Raw genomic sequence first — 15,766 nt, 5'->3', positions numbered from 1 at the left:
CCTCGGGTTCGTGACGGATCCCGCGCCTCCGCTGCGCCTGCGCGAGCCCAGCGAGCGGGTCAGTCCACGTGCCCGGTGGCTGTGGGCGACCTCCGCCGGGATCGAGGGCGCGATCCTGGTCGCGGCGCTCGCCGTCATCGGGCCCGTCACCGACTGGGTCCCGATCCCGGCCTGGATGGTCGTCCTGGTCGGCGTGCTCGCGGCGGCGTACGCCGTCGTGATGCCGGTCTGGCGCTACCGCGTGCATCGGTGGGAGGTCACCGACACCGCCGTCTACACGCAGACCGGCTGGTGGGTGCGCGAGCGACGGATCGCCCCGATGTCGCGCATCCAGACCGTCGACCACGCCGAGGGCGCGCTCGCGCGACTCTTCGGGCTGGCGACCGTCACGGTCACGACTGCGTCGGCTGCCGGCGCACTGGAGATCGTCGGCCTCGAGCGCGACCGGGCGCTGGCGCTGGTCGAGCAGCTCGCCGTCCAGGCCGACACCGTGCCGGGCGACGCGACGTGATCGACGTCGAGTGGCAGCGGGTGGACCCGCGGATGTTGCTCGTCTATCCGGTCCGCGAGCTGGTCCGCTTCCTGCCGGTCCTGATCGGCCTCTTCATCGCCGGCAGCGCGTCGGGCCGGACCGACTGGTGGCACGGCGCCGGCATCGCGATCCCGATGCTCCTGGGCGTGCTGCGCTACTTCACGACGTACTTCCGGATCACCGAGACCCGCGTCGAGCTGCGCCGCGGGCTGCTGAACCGGCACCAGCTGTCCACGGCGCTCGACCGGGTCCGCACCGTCGACATCTCCGCGTCTCTCACCCACCGCGCGCTCGGCCTCACGACGGTGCGCATCGGCACGGGCACCGCGTCCAAGGACGACGAGGACCACCTCGACCTCGACGGGCTGCCCGCCGTACGAGCCCGGGAGCTGCGGACCGAGCTGCTGCGACTCGGCGTGCCGGCCGCGGCGCAGGGCACCGAGGCCGGCGAGCCCGACCGCGTGGTGCTCCGGTTCGACCCCGCCTGGGTGCGGTTCGCGCCGCTGACGACCACCGGGTTGGTGCTCGCCGGTGGTGCGCTCGGCGTCGCGGCGCAGGGCGTCAACACGTTCGGCGGGTTCGACCGGTTCAACCCCGACGAGCTCGTGGACAGCACGGCCGGGTGGTCGGCTGCGCTCGCGATCCCGATCGGGATCGTGCTGCTCCTGGTCGCCGTCTCGGCGCTCGCCATCGGCGGCTACGTCGTCACCAACTGGGGCTTCACGCTGACCCACACCGGTCCTGAGCGGCGGGGAGCGTGGCACCTGCGGCGCGGCCTGCTGACCACCCGGGAGACCACGCTCGACGACGACCGCGTCAGCGGCGTGACCGTCGCCGCGCCACTCGGACTGCGCCTGGCCGGCGGCGGTCGGATCTCCGCGATCGTGACCGGGCTGGGCGGGGACGGCTCCGGCAGCTCGCTGCTCGCGCCACCAGCGCCCCGTGCGGTGGTCGAGCGGGTGGCCAGCGAGGTGCTCGGCACCTCGGCGCCCCTCGACGCCCCGCTGGCCGGGCACGGGCCACAGGCGCGGAAGCGCCGCTACACCCGCGCCCTGGCACCAACGGCCGTCGTGGTGGCCACTGTCGTGCTGCTGGTCGGCCTCGACGAGATCGGTCTCTGGTCACTGGCCGTCGTGCTCGCGCTCCCCGCCGCCGCTCTGCTGGCCCGCGACCGCGCGGCCGCCCTCGGCCACACCCTGGTCTCGGGTCACGTCGTCGCCCGCTCCGGCAGCCTGGACCGGCGCCGCGACGCCCTGGCGGTGCACGGCGTGATCGGCTGGAACCTGCGCTCGAGCTGGTTCCAGCGCCGTGCCGGCCTCACGACGCTGGTCGCGACGACCGCGGGCGGACGGCAGTCGGTGACCGTGCTCGACGTACCGGACGGTGCCGCTCTCGACCTGGCGCACCGGGCGATGCCGGACCTGGTGTCGCAGTTCCTTCACCACTAGGGCCGAGCCTCCTTCACCACTAGGGCCGAGCCCCCCACCCACGCCGGTGGTCGAGCAGCGAGCGCCGACACCCCACACCGGTGGTCGAGCGGCGAGCGCCAGCGAGACCCCCGCAACCCACGAACGCCCCTCGGCTGCGGAGGTCTCGACGACGCTCAGGCGCCAGAGCGCCTTCACTGCTCGACCACCGGGCGGGGATGGCCGCGTCTCGCGAGAGACGGGCCCCACAGCGCTCGTGCAGCGGGACTTATAGCGTGTCCCGCATGTTCTCCAAGGTACTCGTGGCCAACCGTGGCGAGATCGCGATCCGGGCCTTCCGTGCGGCGTACGAGCTGGATGCGAAGACGGTCGCGGTGTTTCCGTATGAGGACCGTTGGTCCGAGCACCGGTTGAAGGCGGACGAGGCGTATGAGATCGGCGAGCGGGGTCACCCCGTGCGGGCCTACCTCGACCCCGAGGCGATCGTCGCGGTCGCTCTGAAGGCCGGTGCGGACGCGGTCTACCCGGGCTACGGGTTCCTGTCCGAGAACCCCGCGCTCGCCGAGGCGTGCGCGGATGCCGGCATCACGTTCATCGGCCCGACGTCGAACGTGCTGGAGCTGACCGGCAACAAGGCGCGTGCGATCGCGGCGGCGAAGGCTGCCGGCGTACCCACCCTGGCCAGCGTCGAGCCGTCCACCGACGTCGATGCGCTCGTCGAGGCGGCCTCCGCGTTGCCGTACCCGCTCTTCGTGAAGGCCGTCGCCGGTGGTGGCGGGCGTGGCATGCGGCGCGTGGACGACCCGAAGCTGTTGCGTGAGGCCGTGGAGACCTGCATGCGTGAGGGCGAGGCCGCCTTCGGCGACCCGACCGTGTTCATCGAGCAGGCGGTCGTCGAGCCGCGCCACATCGAGGTGCAGATCCTCGCGGACGGCGTGGGCAACGTGATCCACCTCTTCGAGCGTGACTGCTCGGTGCAGCGCCGCCACCAGAAGGTCGTCGAGATCGCCCCGGCGCCCAATCTGGACCCCGAGCTGCGGATGAGGATGTGCGCCGACGCGGTGCGCTTCGCCCAGGAGATCGGCTACCGCAACGCGGGCACCGTCGAGTTCCTGCTCGACCCGGCCGGCAACTACGTCTTCATCGAGATGAACCCCCGCATCCAGGTCGAGCACACGGTGACCGAAGAGGTCACCGACGTCGATCTCGTGCAGTCCCAGATGCGGATCGCCTCAGGCGAGACCCTCGAGGACCTCGGTCTCTCGCAGGACACCGTCCGGCTGCGCGGCGCGGCGCTGCAGTGCCGGATCACCACCGAGGACCCGGCCAACAACTTCCGCCCCGACACCGGCGTCATCACGACCTACCGCTCCCCTGGCGGCCCGGGCATCCGCGTCGACGGCGGCACCGTCTACACCGGCGCCGAGGTCTCCGCGCACTTCGACTCGATGCTCGCCAAGCTCACCTGTCGCGGCCGCACCTTCGACAAGGCCGTCGAGAAGGCCCGGCGTGCGGTCGCCGAGTTCCGCATCCGCGGCGTGTCCACCAACATCCCGTTCCTCCAGGCGGTGCTGACCGACCCCGACTTCGCCGGCGGCCACGTCACCACCTCGTTCATCGAGACCCACCCGCAGCTGCTGCAGGCCCGCAGCTCCGGCGACCGCGGCAGCAAGCTGCTCGGCTACCTCGCCGACGTCACCGTCAACCAGCCGCACGGCCCCGCGCCCGTCACCCTCGACCCGGCGTCCAAGCTGCCGTCGGTCAACCTCGATGTCCCGGCCCCCGACGGCAGCCGCCAGCTCCTGCTCGAGGTCGGCCCGCAGGAGTTCGCCCGCCGGCTGCGCGCGCAGACCAACGTCGCCGTCACCGACACGACCTTCCGCGACGCCCACCAGTCGCTGCTCGCCACCCGGGTCCGCACCCGTGACCTGCTCACCGTCGCCGGCCACGTCGCCCGGACGACGCCCGAGCTGTGGTCGCTCGAGGCCTGGGGCGGCGCGACGTACGACGTGGCGCTGCGCTTCCTCTCCGAGGACCCCTGGGAGCGACTGGCCTCACTGCGCCAGGCGGTCCCCAACATCTGCCTCCAGATGCTGCTCCGCGGCCGCAACACGGTCGGCTACACGCCCTACCCCACCGACGTGACCAACGCCTTCGTCGAAGAGGCCGCAGCCACCGGCATCGACGTCTTCCGGGTCTTCGACGCCCTCAACGACGTCGAGCAGATGCGCCCCGCGATCGAGGCCGTCCGCGCGACCGGCACCGCCGTCGCCGAGGTCGCCCTGTGCTACACCGGCGACCTGTCCAACCCCGACGAGGACCTCTACACCCTCGACTACTACCTGCACCTGGCCGACAAGATCGTCAGTGCCGGCGCCCACGTGCTGGCCATCAAGGACATGGCCGGACTGCTCCGGGTGCCCGCCGCGCACACCCTGGTCACCGCGCTGCGCGAGCGCTTCGACCTGCCGGTGCACCTGCACACCCACGACACCCCCGGCGGCCAGCTCGCGACCCTGCTGGCCGCGATCGACGCCGGCGTCGACGCCGTCGACGCCGCCACCGCCTCCATGGCCGGCACCACCTCACAGCCGCCCATCTCATCGCTGGTCTCGGCCACCGACCACGGCCCCCGCGAGACCGGACTCTCACTCGCCGCGATCAACGCGCTCGAGCCGTACTGGGAGGCCACCCGCCGGGTCTACGCACCGTTCGAGTCCGGCCTGCCGGCCCCCACCGGACGCGTCTACCGCCACGAGATCCCCGGCGGCCAGCTCTCCAACCTGCGCCAGCAGGCGATCGCACTCGGCCTCGGCGAGAAGTTCGAGCAGATCGAGGACATGTACGCCGCGGCCAACGACATCCTCGGCCGGATCCCCAAGGTGACCCCCTCCTCGAAGGTCATCGGCGACCTCGCCCTCGCCCTCGTCGGCGCCGGCGCCGACCCGGCCGAGTTCGCCCAGAACCCCGGCAAGTTCGACATCCCCGACTCCGTCATCGGCTTCCTCAACGGCGAGCTCGGCGACCCGCCCGGAGGCTGGCCCGAGCCGTTCCGCACCAAGGCGCTCGAGGGCCGCACCCACAAGCCACCGATGGAGACCCTCACCCCCGAGCAGCAAGAAGGCCTGGCCAGCCCCGGAAATCGAGGGAGCAGCCCCACCCGCCGCCGTACCCTCAACGAGCTGCTCTTCCCCGGCCCCACGAAGGAGTTCACCGAGTCGCGCGCCAGGTACGGCGACGTCTCGGTGCTCAACACCCTCGACTACCTCTACGGGCTGCGCACCGGCGTGGAGCACGCCGTCGAGCTCCAGGAAGGCAAGACCCTCATCGTCGGCCTCCAGGCCATCAGCGAGCCCGACGAGCGCGGCTTCCGGACCGTGCTGGCCACCATCAACGGCCAGCTGCGCCCGGTCAACGTCCGCGACCGCAACGTCGCCTCCGAGGTCGCCGCCGCCGAGAAGGCCGACACCGGCCAACCCGGCCACGTCGCCGCACCGTTCCAGGGCGTCGTCACCGTCGTCGTCGACAAGGGCGCCCGCGTCGAGGCCGGCGACACGGTCGCGACCATCGAGGCGATGAAGATGGAAGCCTCCATCACCGCAGCGATCTCCGGCACCGTCGAACGGATCGCGCTCTCCGGCACCCAAGCCGTCGACGGCGGCGACCTGGTGCTGGTGCTGGCGTAGACCGGTCGTTCTCCAGTGCGCTGGTCGTGGCGATGACCGCGATCAGTTGCGCGCGCGGTTGACCGAGACAGCCAGCTCCACGTCTCCCGCCACGTCCACGCGACCGCACTCGTACGTCCGCGTCGAGCACCGGACCAGCGCCGTGCCCACCCAGGCATGTCCCGCGCCACGCTCGATCCGATCGGCGGTCCGCACGACGAAGACGCTCGGGGACTCCCAGGTCTTGATGAACGGGAGGTCCAGCGTGATGCGGAAGGTCGAGAGCAACCGCCCGGTGCGGGCCTTGCGGATCCGGAGAGCACGGACATCGTCCTCGCCGATCGTCTCGGTCTCGGTCACGGTCAGCAGCACGTCACCCCGGGGAGAGAACTCGACGGCGTGCTCACCGGTAGGAAGGCGCCACAAGGAGCGGCGAGAGCGCAGGTCTCGGATCGCCTGACCGGAGCGCCCCTCCCGCACCGAGACCGCGCCGGCGGCCAGGCTGGCGGCCGGCCGAGTCAGCACGGCGTCCGGCCGCGCAGTGCGGCGCCAGATGACGGCGACCTTGCCGGTCCTGGGCGTCCACCACATCGTCGTGTAGCGCTGGTCCCCGCCCCCGTCCCGTCCCAAGCGCTCGTCGCGCTCCAAGAGCACGCGTCCGGACGACATCTGCAGGGCGGAGGTCTCACCGTAGACAGGGCACGGGAAGCGACGCTGCGCCAGCACGACACCGTCGCGCACCCGGATCTGGCGCAGGATGGTGACGCAGTGGTCGAGGCGCCGGTCGTAGTGCGTGTCGTCGCTGATGTAGGAGCGACCATCCTCCGAGACCAGCTCCACCTGGCCGCGAGCGTCCCGGCGCTTCGTCCCGTCGGGCTGCACGAACCCCGTCCAGAAGCGCTTCCAGCTGAAGGAGAGCACCCACCCGCCCCGTGCCCGATAGGCGTTGCCTGCGACCTCCTCGGAGCCGTTCACCTCGACGGAGGTGCCGTCGGGCTTGTGCAGCTGCCCGTCGTCGAGCCACGCGGCGGCCGGCTTCGCCCCGACCGGCAGGTCGGACGGCTTGATCCGGGCGTCAGGCGGCGTGGCCGCGGCCACCGGGGCGGTCGCCAGTCCGGCGACGAGTGCAACGGTCGCGACCGCGGTGCCGATCACCTTGCTGAGCTTCATGGTCCCACTCCTCCGCCGGCGCCCTCGACGGCACCGTTATGAACGACAGCGACGAAGCGTCCTCCCGCGTTACATCGCGGTCCCCCGGTGGCCGACGGTCAGTACGTCGTACCCGGCGCGACCGAGATCGACGTGTAGTCGAACTCGGCGTCCACCCGCTCGCACCCGCCAGCACCGACCGAGCAGCGGACCAGGCTCGGATTGGCCCAGGTGGAGCCGCCACCGGGACCGTCGTACGGCTCCAGGCCGTCGGCCGCCATGACGACGAACTTCCTCGACGACTCCCATCGGACGTAGGAGTCGAAGATCGTGCCGCGGTAGGTCGCCAGGAGCCGACCGGTGCGCGCTGTGCGGACGCGCAGGGTGCGGACGTCGTTCGGGCCGGCCTTGTCCGTGAGGGTCAACAGCTTGCCGCGCCCGAACCTCATCGCGCGCTCCCCGACGCGAAGGCGCCACAGGCTGCGGTGGGATGCCAGGTCGGCGACGGTCTGGCCCTGCCCCTTGCGCCGGTCGGGGACGACGATCTCTCGGCTGCCGACCCGCCCGATGCCGGGGAGGTCGGTGCGGTGCGCCGTACGACGCCACCGGGTCGTGACCTTGCCGCTCGCGGGGCGCCACTCGATCGTCGTCACGCGCCGGTCGCCACCTCGGGTGGCCGGGGCCACCCGGTCCACCAGCACGAAGCCACTCATGAACCGGACCCGGATCGTGTCCGGACCGGTGAGCCTCAGCTGGTCGGAGACGCGACCGTCGTCGATCCTGACCGTGCTGAGCACGGTGGCAGTCACTCGTTGCCTGCGGTCGAGCACCTCACGCTTGGTGACGTAGCTGGTGCCGTCCCCCGACACCACCTGCACCGGGTCGGTCCGCTGCGCCACGACCCGCTTCGTCCCGTCGCGACGGACCAGGACCAGCCGGTGCGGTGCGAGGACGGGCCGACCCCACACCACGTAGTCGACCAGCCAGCCCGCGCGGGCCTCACGCACGGCCAGCGGCGCAGCGCCGCGCATGGCGAGCGAGATGGGCTCCTCGCCGGCGCGGCGGAGCTCGTCGTTGAACTGGTCGCCGTGGGCGGAGGCGACCCAGGCGGGCGCCGGCTCCGCGCCCAGAGGCAGCTCCGTCGGCCGGAACCGGATCGGCGGGGCGGGCTCCGCGGAGGCGCCGACCGAGGTCAGGCCCGGGAGCAGCAGCAGAGCGGTGATCGCTCCGACGAGGGCGGTCGCACGGGTCCGTTGGCGAGAAGGTGCCGAGATCACCGCGCGAGGGTACGTCAGGTCGGCGTCATGATCACGTTGACAGCGCGCAGGTCGGCGTGTTCGCCGGCCGTGTAGCGATGCGGCCGGTCGGCCGGCCACGAAGCGTGGTCACCGGCACCCAGGTCGACCACCTGGTCGGCGTACTCCACCCGGCAGCTGCCGGCGAGCACGACCAGCTGCTCGACGACGCCGGCCTGGTGCGCCGGCGACGAGCGCGTGACGCCCGCGTCGACTCGGAGCAGCCAGACCTCGGAGGTCGTCGTCGCGGTGCGCTCGGTGTGGAGCAGGACTGTCTCGAACCCCTCGTCCGCGACCACGGATCCTTCGCGGAAGTCGACCAGCAGCGCGAGCGGTACCCCGAGCGGACCGGCGACGGCGTACAACGTGTCGAGCGTGGGGTTGCGGCGTCCGCTCTCGAGCTCGGAGAGCGACCCCTTGCCGATCCCGGCTGCTGCCGCGAGCGCACTCAGGGAGAGACCGCGCTCGGTCCGCAGCGCGCGGATCCGGGCGCCGGCTGCGGCCCCGGGTTCGCTGCTCATCGCCACCTCCGGCTAGCCTTCGTTCTGTTTACAGAACGGAGTCTGCCATGTCCCAGCCTGAGACGGCACAGCAGGCGACGGCACCGCACGAGGGCACGCCGGTCAGCGCCGGGATCGTGACGGCGGTCGTCGGCTCCAGCAGCTCGTTCGTGGTGGTGCTCGCCGGCCTGACCGCTGTGGGCGCGAGCCCCGCCCAGTCCGCGTCCGGTCTGCTGACCCTCCTCGTCTCGCAGGCGCTCGGCATGCTCTGGCTCGCGGTCCGGCACCGCACCCCGATCACCCTGGCCTGGTCGACACCGGGAGCGGCCCTGCTCGTCTCGACCGGCGCGGTCACCGGCGGCTGGGCCGCCGCGGTCGGCGCGTTCATCGTCACCGGCGTGCTGATCGTCCTCACCGGGCTGATCCCGGCCCTCGGCGACCTGATCGCCCGGATCCCGACGTCGCTGGCACGGGCGATGCTCGCCGGCGTGCTGCTGCCGATCTGCCTCGAGCCGGTGACCGGGCTGGCGGACTCGCCGGCGTACGTCGGACCGGTCGTGCTCGCCTGGGTGGTCATGCACCGGATCTCCCGCCGGTGGGCGGTGCCGGTCTCCTTGGTGGTCGCCCTGGTCGTGGTCCTGGTGTCGGCCGGCTCGTCGATCTCCTCCTCCGACCTGGTCCCGACGCTCACCTGGACCACGCCGCACTGGACCGTCTCCGCGGTCGTGAGCATCGCGATCCCGCTCTACATCGTGACGATGGCCTCGCAGAACGTCCCCGGCGTCGCCGTGATGTCGAGCTACGGCTACCAGGTCCCGTGGCGGGAGACCATGACCGTCACCGGCATCGGCACGCTCATCGGCGCACCCTTCGGTGGGCACGCGATCAACCTCGCGGCCATCACCGCCGCCATGACCGCAGGCCCGACGGCCGGCGCGGACCGCAGCCGTCGCTGGACCGCAGTGGTCGCGGCGGCCGCGACCTACCTGATACTCGCTCTCGCGTGCGGCGCCCTGACCGCGCTGGTCGCGGCCGCCCCCGGCGACGTCATGCAGGCCGCCGCCGGCCTCGCTCTCCTCGGCACGCTCGCGGCTTCACTGGCCGGAGCGCTCGCCGACGAGGACGGCCGGGAGGCGGCCGTGGTCTGCTTCGTCGTCGCCGCGTCGGGCGTCTCGATCCTCGGCATCGGTGCCGCCTTCTGGGCGCTGCTCGCCGGGCTGGTGCTGCGGCCGCTGCTCAGCGTGGCGCGACGCTGAACGTCAGCCAGGTCGAACGCAGCCCGAGCACCGACCGGAAGGTGTCGCCGCTGACGACGGCATGTCCACTGGACCCCGTCAGCGTGATCGAGCGGACCCGACCGCCCCACTCGCCGTTGCCGTCCCGAGCCGTGACCGCGATCGCAGTCAGGTCGCCGATCGCGGGCCACCCGCGCTCGACGGCCGTGTCGTCCAGCCTCAGCTTCCATTCGTGCACCGGGTTGCCCGCCCAGCCGTCGTACGGGTCTTCGCGCGCCGCCAGGTAGGACACCGAGCCGGCCGACGTCCAGCCCCCGCTGCTGGAGCCGAACTGGGTGAACGCCGCCTCCCCACCGCTGGTGAGGATCTGCTTGCGGGTGGCGGCGATCGCGCGGTTGGCGGCGGGGTGCTCAGCGCCGTACCCGCCGTAGACCTGGCAGGACGAGGTGTCGCAGAGCTGGTACGCCGAGGAGCGAGGGTGGGCTCGCTCGTACGACGCGTAGGTGCGGGCGGCGACGGCCTGCGCCCGGACCGCCTCGACACTCCACGACGCGGGGATCTCCAGCGGCACGACGCCCCTGAGGTAGCCCTCGAGGCCGAGGTTGTTGACCGTCACGCGGGTGCCGGCGGTCGTGATCGCGGTCCGGAGCCGGCCGCGGTAGGCACGCTCGCCCGACGGCGTCACCAGCGTGATCGGGGCGCCGCCGGCGGCGAACTCGCCCCTGCCGGTGAGCGTGGCCCACGTCCGCCAGCGATCGGTCAGGTAGGACACCGTGCTGCGGCCGTTGGCGCCCGTCACGACGCGCCAGCTGGTGGCGCCGTTGTCGGGCAGCGCGTTGCGGCCGGGCACAGCGGTGTCGCGCAACGTCAGGCCGGGTCGGGAGCGCACGACCAGGTCGGCCGGCGTGGTGTCACCGGTGAGCTGCACGGTGACCCGCCCGCCGCCGGTCCCCCACTCCGTGCCGGGGTAGTAGAACTCGGCGATCTGCCGGTAGGTCACGCCCTGCCGGGCGGCGCCCTCGGCGCCGTACTGGGACATGCCGTGACCGTGTCCGTAGCCGTGCCCGGTGACCGTGATCCGGGAGGAGCCGACGACTTCCCACGCTCCCAAACCGCGCTGTTTCAGGTGAGCGGCCTCGACCGGGGCCGTCACGCCCAGCGCGAGGACGGCGGCCAGCAGCCCCGTCCAGGCGGGCAGGAGGGCGCGGCGCATGAGGGTCCTCTGGGGTCGGTGACAACGGATGGTGCTCGTGTGACGAGCAATCGCACCACGCGTCTCATCGGCCTCGCAATGTGAACCTGGGAACTACACTTATGTAATTTGGAAGAGCGTCGAGCGCATGCCGAGCCAGGACCTGAACGTGTCCCCGCCGACCGTCCTCGTGAAGTTGGTCCCGGTCACGGTGACCTCGGTGGCCCGGCCGCCGTACGGTCCGTTGCCGTCCCGGCCGGTCACCTGGATCGAGACCAGGTCGCCCATACCGTCCCAGCTGCGCGTGATCTCGGCGGCGCTGACCGTCTCGCTCCACGGGTCGTCGGGAACGCCGTGGTCGAACGGGTCCGCCTGGGCCGGGAGGTAGGGCACCGGCTCCCCGTGCACCCGCCCGGCGACGCTGTAGCCGCCGTTGCTGGCCGAGAACTGCGTGAACGCCAGCCCGCCTCCGTACGTCAGCACTCGGCGGGCCGTCGCGCGGACGGCCGCGTTCGAGCGCGCGTGCTCGCCGTCGTACCCGCTGTAGACCTGGCACGCGTCGGTGTCGCAGGTGTCGTAGTAGTCGCCGCGGTGATCGCGCCGCTCGTAGGCAGCGTAGGTGCGGGCGGCGACGGCCTGGGCGCGCACGGCGTGAGCGGGCCACGTCGCCGGCACCTCGTTGGGCACGAGCCCGCGCAGGTAGGCCTCCATCGGGACGACGTTGACCGTGTTGCGGTGCGTCGAGCGCAGGGCGCCGCGGTACGCCGCGCGTCCGGCTGGCGTGACCAGCGTGATCGGCCGGCCGCCGGCGGTGAACTGGGCCTCCGCGCGGAGGGTCTTCCAGGTGCGCCAGCCACCCTTGGCCTTCCGCTGGACCTTGGAGCGCTCCCCGACCGGCACGATCCGCCAGCGCTGCACCTGCTTGCCCCGGACCTTCACCGGAAGCCGGCGCTGCGCACGCTTGCCGACCTGCTGGACCTTGAGGCCCTTCATCGCCAGCACCTGGACGTCCTTGGTGGTGTCGGCGTCGAGCCGGACCCGGACCGCGCCGACGACCCTCCCCCACCGCGCGCCGGGGTAGTAGGCCTGCACGATCTGGCGGTAGGTGTGGCCGGCGTTGGCGCGGTTGCGGGCGCCGTACTGCGACAGGCCCACGCCGTGGCCCCAGCCGGTGCCGGTGAAGGTGACCGTCGCCGGGCCCCGGCGTTCGGGGCCCTCCCCCGCCGCGGCAGGACCTCCGGTCGCGGTGAGCAGCAGGGCGAGCAGGGGTACGGCGGCACGCCGGATCAACATCGAACCTCCCGAGAAGCGGACGAGTGCGAAAGGGTAGCCGCCATCGTCGACGGAGTCAGACGTGGTGCAACCGTCGCGCGGCCTCGGCCAGCGACCCGCTCATCGACGGGTAGACCGTGAACGCCTGCGCCAGCTGGTCGGCGGTCAGCGACTCGGCGACCGCGATCGAGACCGGGTGGATGAGCTCGCTGGCCCGCGGCCCGACCACCACTCCCCCGACGACGATGCCGGTGCCGGGGCGGCACATCAGCTTCACGAAGCCGTCGCGGACGCCCTGCATCTTGGCGCGAGGGTTGCCCGACAGCGGGAGCATCACGACCTCGGCCTGCATCTCGCCGGCGTCGACGGCCTGCTGGGACCAGCCGACGGTCGCGATCTCGGGCGCGGTGAAGACGTTGGAGGAGACCTTCTTGAGGTCGAGCGGGTGCACCGTGTCGCCGAGGAAGTGCCACATCGCGATCCGGCCCTGCATGGCTGCGACGCTGGCGAGCATCAGGACGCCGGTGCAGTCGCCGGCGGCGTACACACCCCGGGCGGAGGTGCGGGAGACCCGGTCGACGTTGACGAAGCCGCCGTCCTTGGTGATCACGCCGGACTCCTCGAGGCCGAGGCCGTCCGTGTTGGGCACGGAGCCGAGCGCGAGGATGCAGTGCGAGCCCTGGACCGTGCGGCCGTCGGTGAGGGTCACCTTGACCACGTCGCCGTCGCGGGCCACCGACTCCATGCGGGACTTGGAGAGGACGTTCATGCCACGCCGAGTCAGCACGTCCTCGAGGACCTTGGACGCGTCCGCGTCCTCGCCGGGCAGCACCCGGTCGCGGCTGGAGACCAGCGTGACGGAGATGCCGAGGTTGAGGTAGGCGCTGGCGAACTCCGCGCCGGTGACACCGGAGCCGACCACGATCAGCTCGGTGGGCACCTCGGTGAGGTCGTAGACCTGCTCCCAGGTGAGGATCCGCTCACCGTCGGGCTGCGCCGTCGGCAGCGTTCGCGGAGCCGCGCCGGTCGCGAGCAGGATGGCGTCGGCCTCGAGGGTCTGCTCGGCGCCGTCGGTCTCGACGACCACGCGACCGGGCCCGTCGAGCCGGCCGCGGCCCCGGAGAAGGGCGACTCCGTCTCGCAGGAGGCGGCGCTCGATGTCGGAGGACTGGTCGGTGGCGAGCTGCTTGACGCGTGCGTTGACGCGGGCCAGGTCGACTCGGATCGAGGTGGCCGCGTCACCCTCGGCGTCCCGGAACGTGACGCCGAGCTCGGCCGCCCCGGACAGCTCGCTCATCACCTCGGCCGTGGCGATCAGGGTCTTGCTCGGCACGCAGTCGGTGAGTACGGCGGAGCCGCCCACGCCGTCGGTGTCGACGATGGTCACGTCCGCGCCGAGCTGCGCGGCGACGTGGGCGGCCTCATAGCCGCCCGGGCCGCCGCCGATGATGACGACGCGTTCGGTCATGCCAAGCCTCCGGTGGTCGAGCCTGTCGAAACCTTCACAGGTTGATCATGTGACCGGCGATGCCCTCGATGGCCTCCTTCATCGCCTCCGACAGCGTCGGGTGTGCGAAGACGTTGCGGGCGACCTCGTCGGCGGTCAGGTCCCACTGCTGCGCGAGGGTCAGCGCGGGCAGCAGCTCGGTGACCTCGGGCCCGATCATGTGGGCGCCGATGATCTCGTTGTGCTCGGCGTCCGCGACGATCTTCACGAAGCCGACGCCCTCGGCCATGCCACGGGCCTTGCCGTTGGCGGAGAACGGGAACGACGACGTCTTCACGTCGTACCCCTTCTCGGTCGCCTGCGCCTCGGTGTAGCCGAACGACGCGATCTGCGGCTGGCAGAAGGTCGCCCGCGGGATCATGTCGAAGTTGATCTCCATGGTCTCCGCGCCCGCGATGGTCTCGGCGGCGACGACGCCCATGGCCTCGGCGGTGTGGGCGAGCATGAGCTTGCCGGTCACGTCACCGATCGCGTAGATGTTCGGCACGTTGGTGCGGCCGCGCGCGTCGACCGCGATCGCGCCGCGGTCGGTGAGCTCGATGCCGGCGTTCTCCAGGCCGTAGCCCTCGACCCGCGGCGCGAAGCCGAACGCGGCGAGCATCTTGTCGGCCTCGAGGACCTGCGAGTCGCCACCGTCGGCGGGGCTGACTGTGACGCGTACGCCGGAGCCGGTGTCCTCGACCTGCTCGACCTTGGTGGAGAGCAGCACCTTCACACCGAGCTTCTTGTACTGCTTGAGGAGCTCCTTCGAGACGTCGGGGTCCTCGGTGGGGACCATCCGGTCGAGGAACTCGACGATCGTCACGTCGACGCCGAAGTTGGTCATGACGTAGGCGAACTCGACGCCGATCGCACCCGACCCGCCGATGATGATGGAGCCCGGGAGGGAGCTGTCGAGGATCTGCTCCTCGTACGTCACGACGTTGTCGCTCTTGCTCATGCCGGGGAGCATCCGGACCTTGGCGCCGGTGCCGATGATGAGGTTGTCGAACGTGTACGACGTCTTCGTGCCGCCGTTGTCGACCTCGACCTCGTTGGCGCCCTTGATCGTGCCCCAGCCGTCGATCTCGGTGATCTTGTTCTTCTTCATCAGGAAGTGCACGCCCTTGGCGCTGGAGTCCGCGACGCCGCGGCTGCGCTTGTGCGTCACGCCGAAGTCCATCGTGGCGTCGCCACTGATCCCGAAGACGTCCTTCTCCTTGGTGATGATGTGCGCGATCTCGGCGTTGCGCAGGAGCGCCTTCGAGGGGATGCAACCGACGTTGAGGCAGACCCCTCCCCAGTACTTCTCCTCGATCACGGCCACGGACTGGCCGAGCTGGGCGGCGCGGATCGCGGCGACGTACCCACCGGGGCCGGCACCGAGGACAAGGACGTTGAAGTGCGTGCTCACGCGCTCAGCCTACTGACGTGAGGCAGCCCACTCCGCATCGCTCTACTAGTCTTCGGGCGTGACGCTTCACCCCAGGCCGCTGCTCGCTGCGCTCGCACCGCCGCGGGGACCCCGATGACGCTCTACGCCGCCTACGGGACCAACCTCGATCCCGCCCGGATGAGCGAGCGGTGTCCCCACTCCCCGTTGTCGACCACGGGCTGGGTCCAGGGCTGGCGGCTCACCTTCGGCGGCGAGGAGCACGGCTGGGACGGCGCGCTCTCGACCTTGGTCGAAGACCCGATCGACCAGGTGTTCGTCGCGGTCTACGACGTCTCCCGCGAGGACGAGTCGAAGCTCGACGGCTGGGAGGCCGCCGACTCCGGTCTCTACCGCAAGACGCGCGTGCGGGTCGCGACCATGACCGGCTCCCTCGTGGCCTGGACCTACGTGCTCGACGCCTACGAGGGCGGCCTGCCCTCTGCGTCGTACCTCGGCGTCCTCGCCGACGCCGCCGAGGCCGCCGACGCCCCCGCCGACTACGTCGCCGCCCTCCGCCGGCGGCCTTGCCGCTCGATCGGGGAGTAGGGCCCCATCCCGGGGATACCCGGTTCACCGGG

General features: G+C 71.8%; 12 protein-coding genes. 5 read left to right on the top strand and 7 right to left on the bottom strand.

Annotated elements, in window-relative coordinates:
• The first annotated feature begins 10 nt into the window (after window positions 1–10).
• The 3 genes from ABEA33_RS09320 to ABEA33_RS09310 all read left to right on the top strand — a co-directional run bounded on the left by ABEA33_RS09320 (window position 11) and on the right by ABEA33_RS09310 (window position 5,645).
• Window positions 11–511 carry a PH domain-containing protein gene (locus tag ABEA33_RS09320; protein WP_345526485.1) on the top strand — a complete coding sequence of 167 codons (501 nt, stop codon included), beginning with the start codon at window positions 11–13 and terminating at the stop codon, window positions 509–511.
• The gene (locus ABEA33_RS09315; RefSeq protein WP_345526484.1) at window positions 508–1,980 is read left to right on the top strand and encodes a PH domain-containing protein; all 1,473 of its coding nucleotides are present in this window, start codon (window positions 508–510) and stop codon (window positions 1,978–1,980) included. The genes ABEA33_RS09320 and ABEA33_RS09315 overlap by 4 nt, the downstream gene beginning before the upstream one ends.
• A gap of 263 nt (window positions 1,981–2,243) precedes the next feature.
• The gene (locus ABEA33_RS09310) at window positions 2,244–5,645 is read left to right on the top strand and encodes a pyruvate carboxylase (RefSeq protein WP_345526483.1); all 3,402 of its coding nucleotides are present in this window, start codon (window positions 2,244–2,246) and stop codon (window positions 5,643–5,645) included.
• 42 nt (window positions 5,646–5,687) lie between these two features.
• Here ABEA33_RS09310 and ABEA33_RS09305 read toward each other — a convergent pair whose 3' ends face one another.
• From ABEA33_RS09305 to ABEA33_RS09295, 3 genes are all read right to left on the bottom strand, one after another.
• A complete protein-coding gene (locus ABEA33_RS09305; protein ID WP_345526482.1) occupies window positions 5,688–6,794 on the bottom strand; it encodes a hypothetical protein in 1,107 nt (368 codons plus the stop codon).
• Window positions 6,795–6,892: 98 nt separating this feature from the next.
• Window positions 6,893–8,050 (bottom strand): hypothetical protein, encoded by a 1,158-nt coding sequence (locus tag ABEA33_RS09300; RefSeq protein WP_345526481.1) that lies wholly within the window; start codon window positions 8,048–8,050, stop codon window positions 6,893–6,895.
• Between the two features lie 14 nt (window positions 8,051–8,064).
• Window positions 8,065–8,589: a helix-turn-helix domain-containing protein gene (locus tag ABEA33_RS09295; RefSeq protein ID WP_345526480.1), complete on the bottom strand. Its 525-nt coding sequence runs from the start codon at window positions 8,587–8,589 to the stop codon at window positions 8,065–8,067.
• A gap of 47 nt (window positions 8,590–8,636) precedes the next feature.
• On the opposite strand from ABEA33_RS09295, the gene ABEA33_RS09290 reads away from it, so the two are divergent.
• Window positions 8,637–9,824 carry a benzoate/H(+) symporter BenE family transporter gene (locus ABEA33_RS09290; protein WP_345526479.1) on the top strand — a complete coding sequence of 396 codons (1,188 nt, stop codon included), beginning with the start codon at window positions 8,637–8,639 and terminating at the stop codon, window positions 9,822–9,824.
• Here ABEA33_RS09290 and ABEA33_RS09285 read toward each other — a convergent pair.
• The 4 genes from ABEA33_RS09285 to lpdA all read right to left on the bottom strand — a co-directional run bounded on the left by ABEA33_RS09285 (window position 9,805) and on the right by lpdA (window position 15,167).
• Entirely contained in the window at window positions 9,805–11,016 is a 1,212-nt protein-coding gene (locus ABEA33_RS09285) for a SpoIID/LytB domain-containing protein (RefSeq protein WP_345526478.1), read from the bottom strand. The two genes, ABEA33_RS09290 and ABEA33_RS09285, sit on opposite strands and share 20 nt — an antisense overlap.
• Before the next feature lie 99 nt (window positions 11,017–11,115).
• Window positions 11,116–12,288, bottom strand: coding sequence for a SpoIID/LytB domain-containing protein (locus ABEA33_RS09280; RefSeq protein WP_345526477.1), 1,173 nt, complete (start codon window positions 12,286–12,288; stop codon window positions 11,116–11,118).
• A gap of 55 nt (window positions 12,289–12,343) precedes the next feature.
• A complete protein-coding gene (locus ABEA33_RS09275; protein ID WP_345526476.1) occupies window positions 12,344–13,735 on the bottom strand; it encodes an NAD(P)H-quinone dehydrogenase in 1,392 nt (463 codons plus the stop codon).
• A 34-nt stretch (window positions 13,736–13,769) separates the two neighbouring features.
• Entirely contained in the window at window positions 13,770–15,167 is a 1,398-nt protein-coding gene (gene lpdA, locus ABEA33_RS09270) for a dihydrolipoyl dehydrogenase (RefSeq protein ID WP_345526475.1), read from the bottom strand.
• A gap of 114 nt (window positions 15,168–15,281) precedes the next feature.
• Between lpdA and ABEA33_RS09265 the strand changes: the two genes are divergently transcribed.
• Window positions 15,282–15,734 carry a gamma-glutamylcyclotransferase gene (locus tag ABEA33_RS09265; RefSeq protein ID WP_345526474.1) on the top strand — a complete coding sequence of 151 codons (453 nt, stop codon included), beginning with the start codon at window positions 15,282–15,284 and terminating at the stop codon, window positions 15,732–15,734.
• Window positions 15,735–15,766: the final 32 nt, after the last annotated feature.

Source organism: Nocardioides endophyticus (assembly GCF_039543845.1).
Taxonomy (GTDB): domain Bacteria; phylum Actinomycetota; class Actinomycetes; order Propionibacteriales; family Nocardioidaceae; genus Nocardioides; species Nocardioides endophyticus.
This window is presented reverse-complemented; position numbering and strand designations above follow the sequence as displayed.

Bases quoted from the DNA above. Each gene is read 5' to 3' on its own strand.
- ABEA33_RS09275 (WP_345526476.1), bottom strand. From the start codon at position 13,735: ATGACCGAACGCGTCGTCATCATCGGCGGCGGCCCGGGCGGCTATGAG.
- ABEA33_RS09290 (WP_345526479.1), top strand. From the start codon at position 8,637: ATGTCCCAGCCTGAGACGGCACAGCAGGCGACGGCACCGCACGAGGGC.
- ABEA33_RS09265 (WP_345526474.1), top strand. From the start codon at position 15,282: ATGACGCTCTACGCCGCCTACGGGACCAACCTCGATCCCGCCCGGATG.
- ABEA33_RS09285 (WP_345526478.1), bottom strand. From the start codon at position 11,016: ATGCGCCGCGCCCTCCTGCCCGCCTGGACGGGGCTGCTGGCCGCCGTC.
- ABEA33_RS09295 (WP_345526480.1), bottom strand. From the start codon at position 8,589: ATGAGCAGCGAACCCGGGGCCGCAGCCGGCGCCCGGATCCGCGCGCTG.
- ABEA33_RS09305 (WP_345526482.1), bottom strand. From the start codon at position 6,794: ATGAAGCTCAGCAAGGTGATCGGCACCGCGGTCGCGACCGTTGCACTC.
- ABEA33_RS09280 (WP_345526477.1), bottom strand. From the start codon at position 12,288: ATGTTGATCCGGCGTGCCGCCGTACCCCTGCTCGCCCTGCTGCTCACC.
- ABEA33_RS09310 (WP_345526483.1), top strand. From the start codon at position 2,244: ATGTTCTCCAAGGTACTCGTGGCCAACCGTGGCGAGATCGCGATCCGG.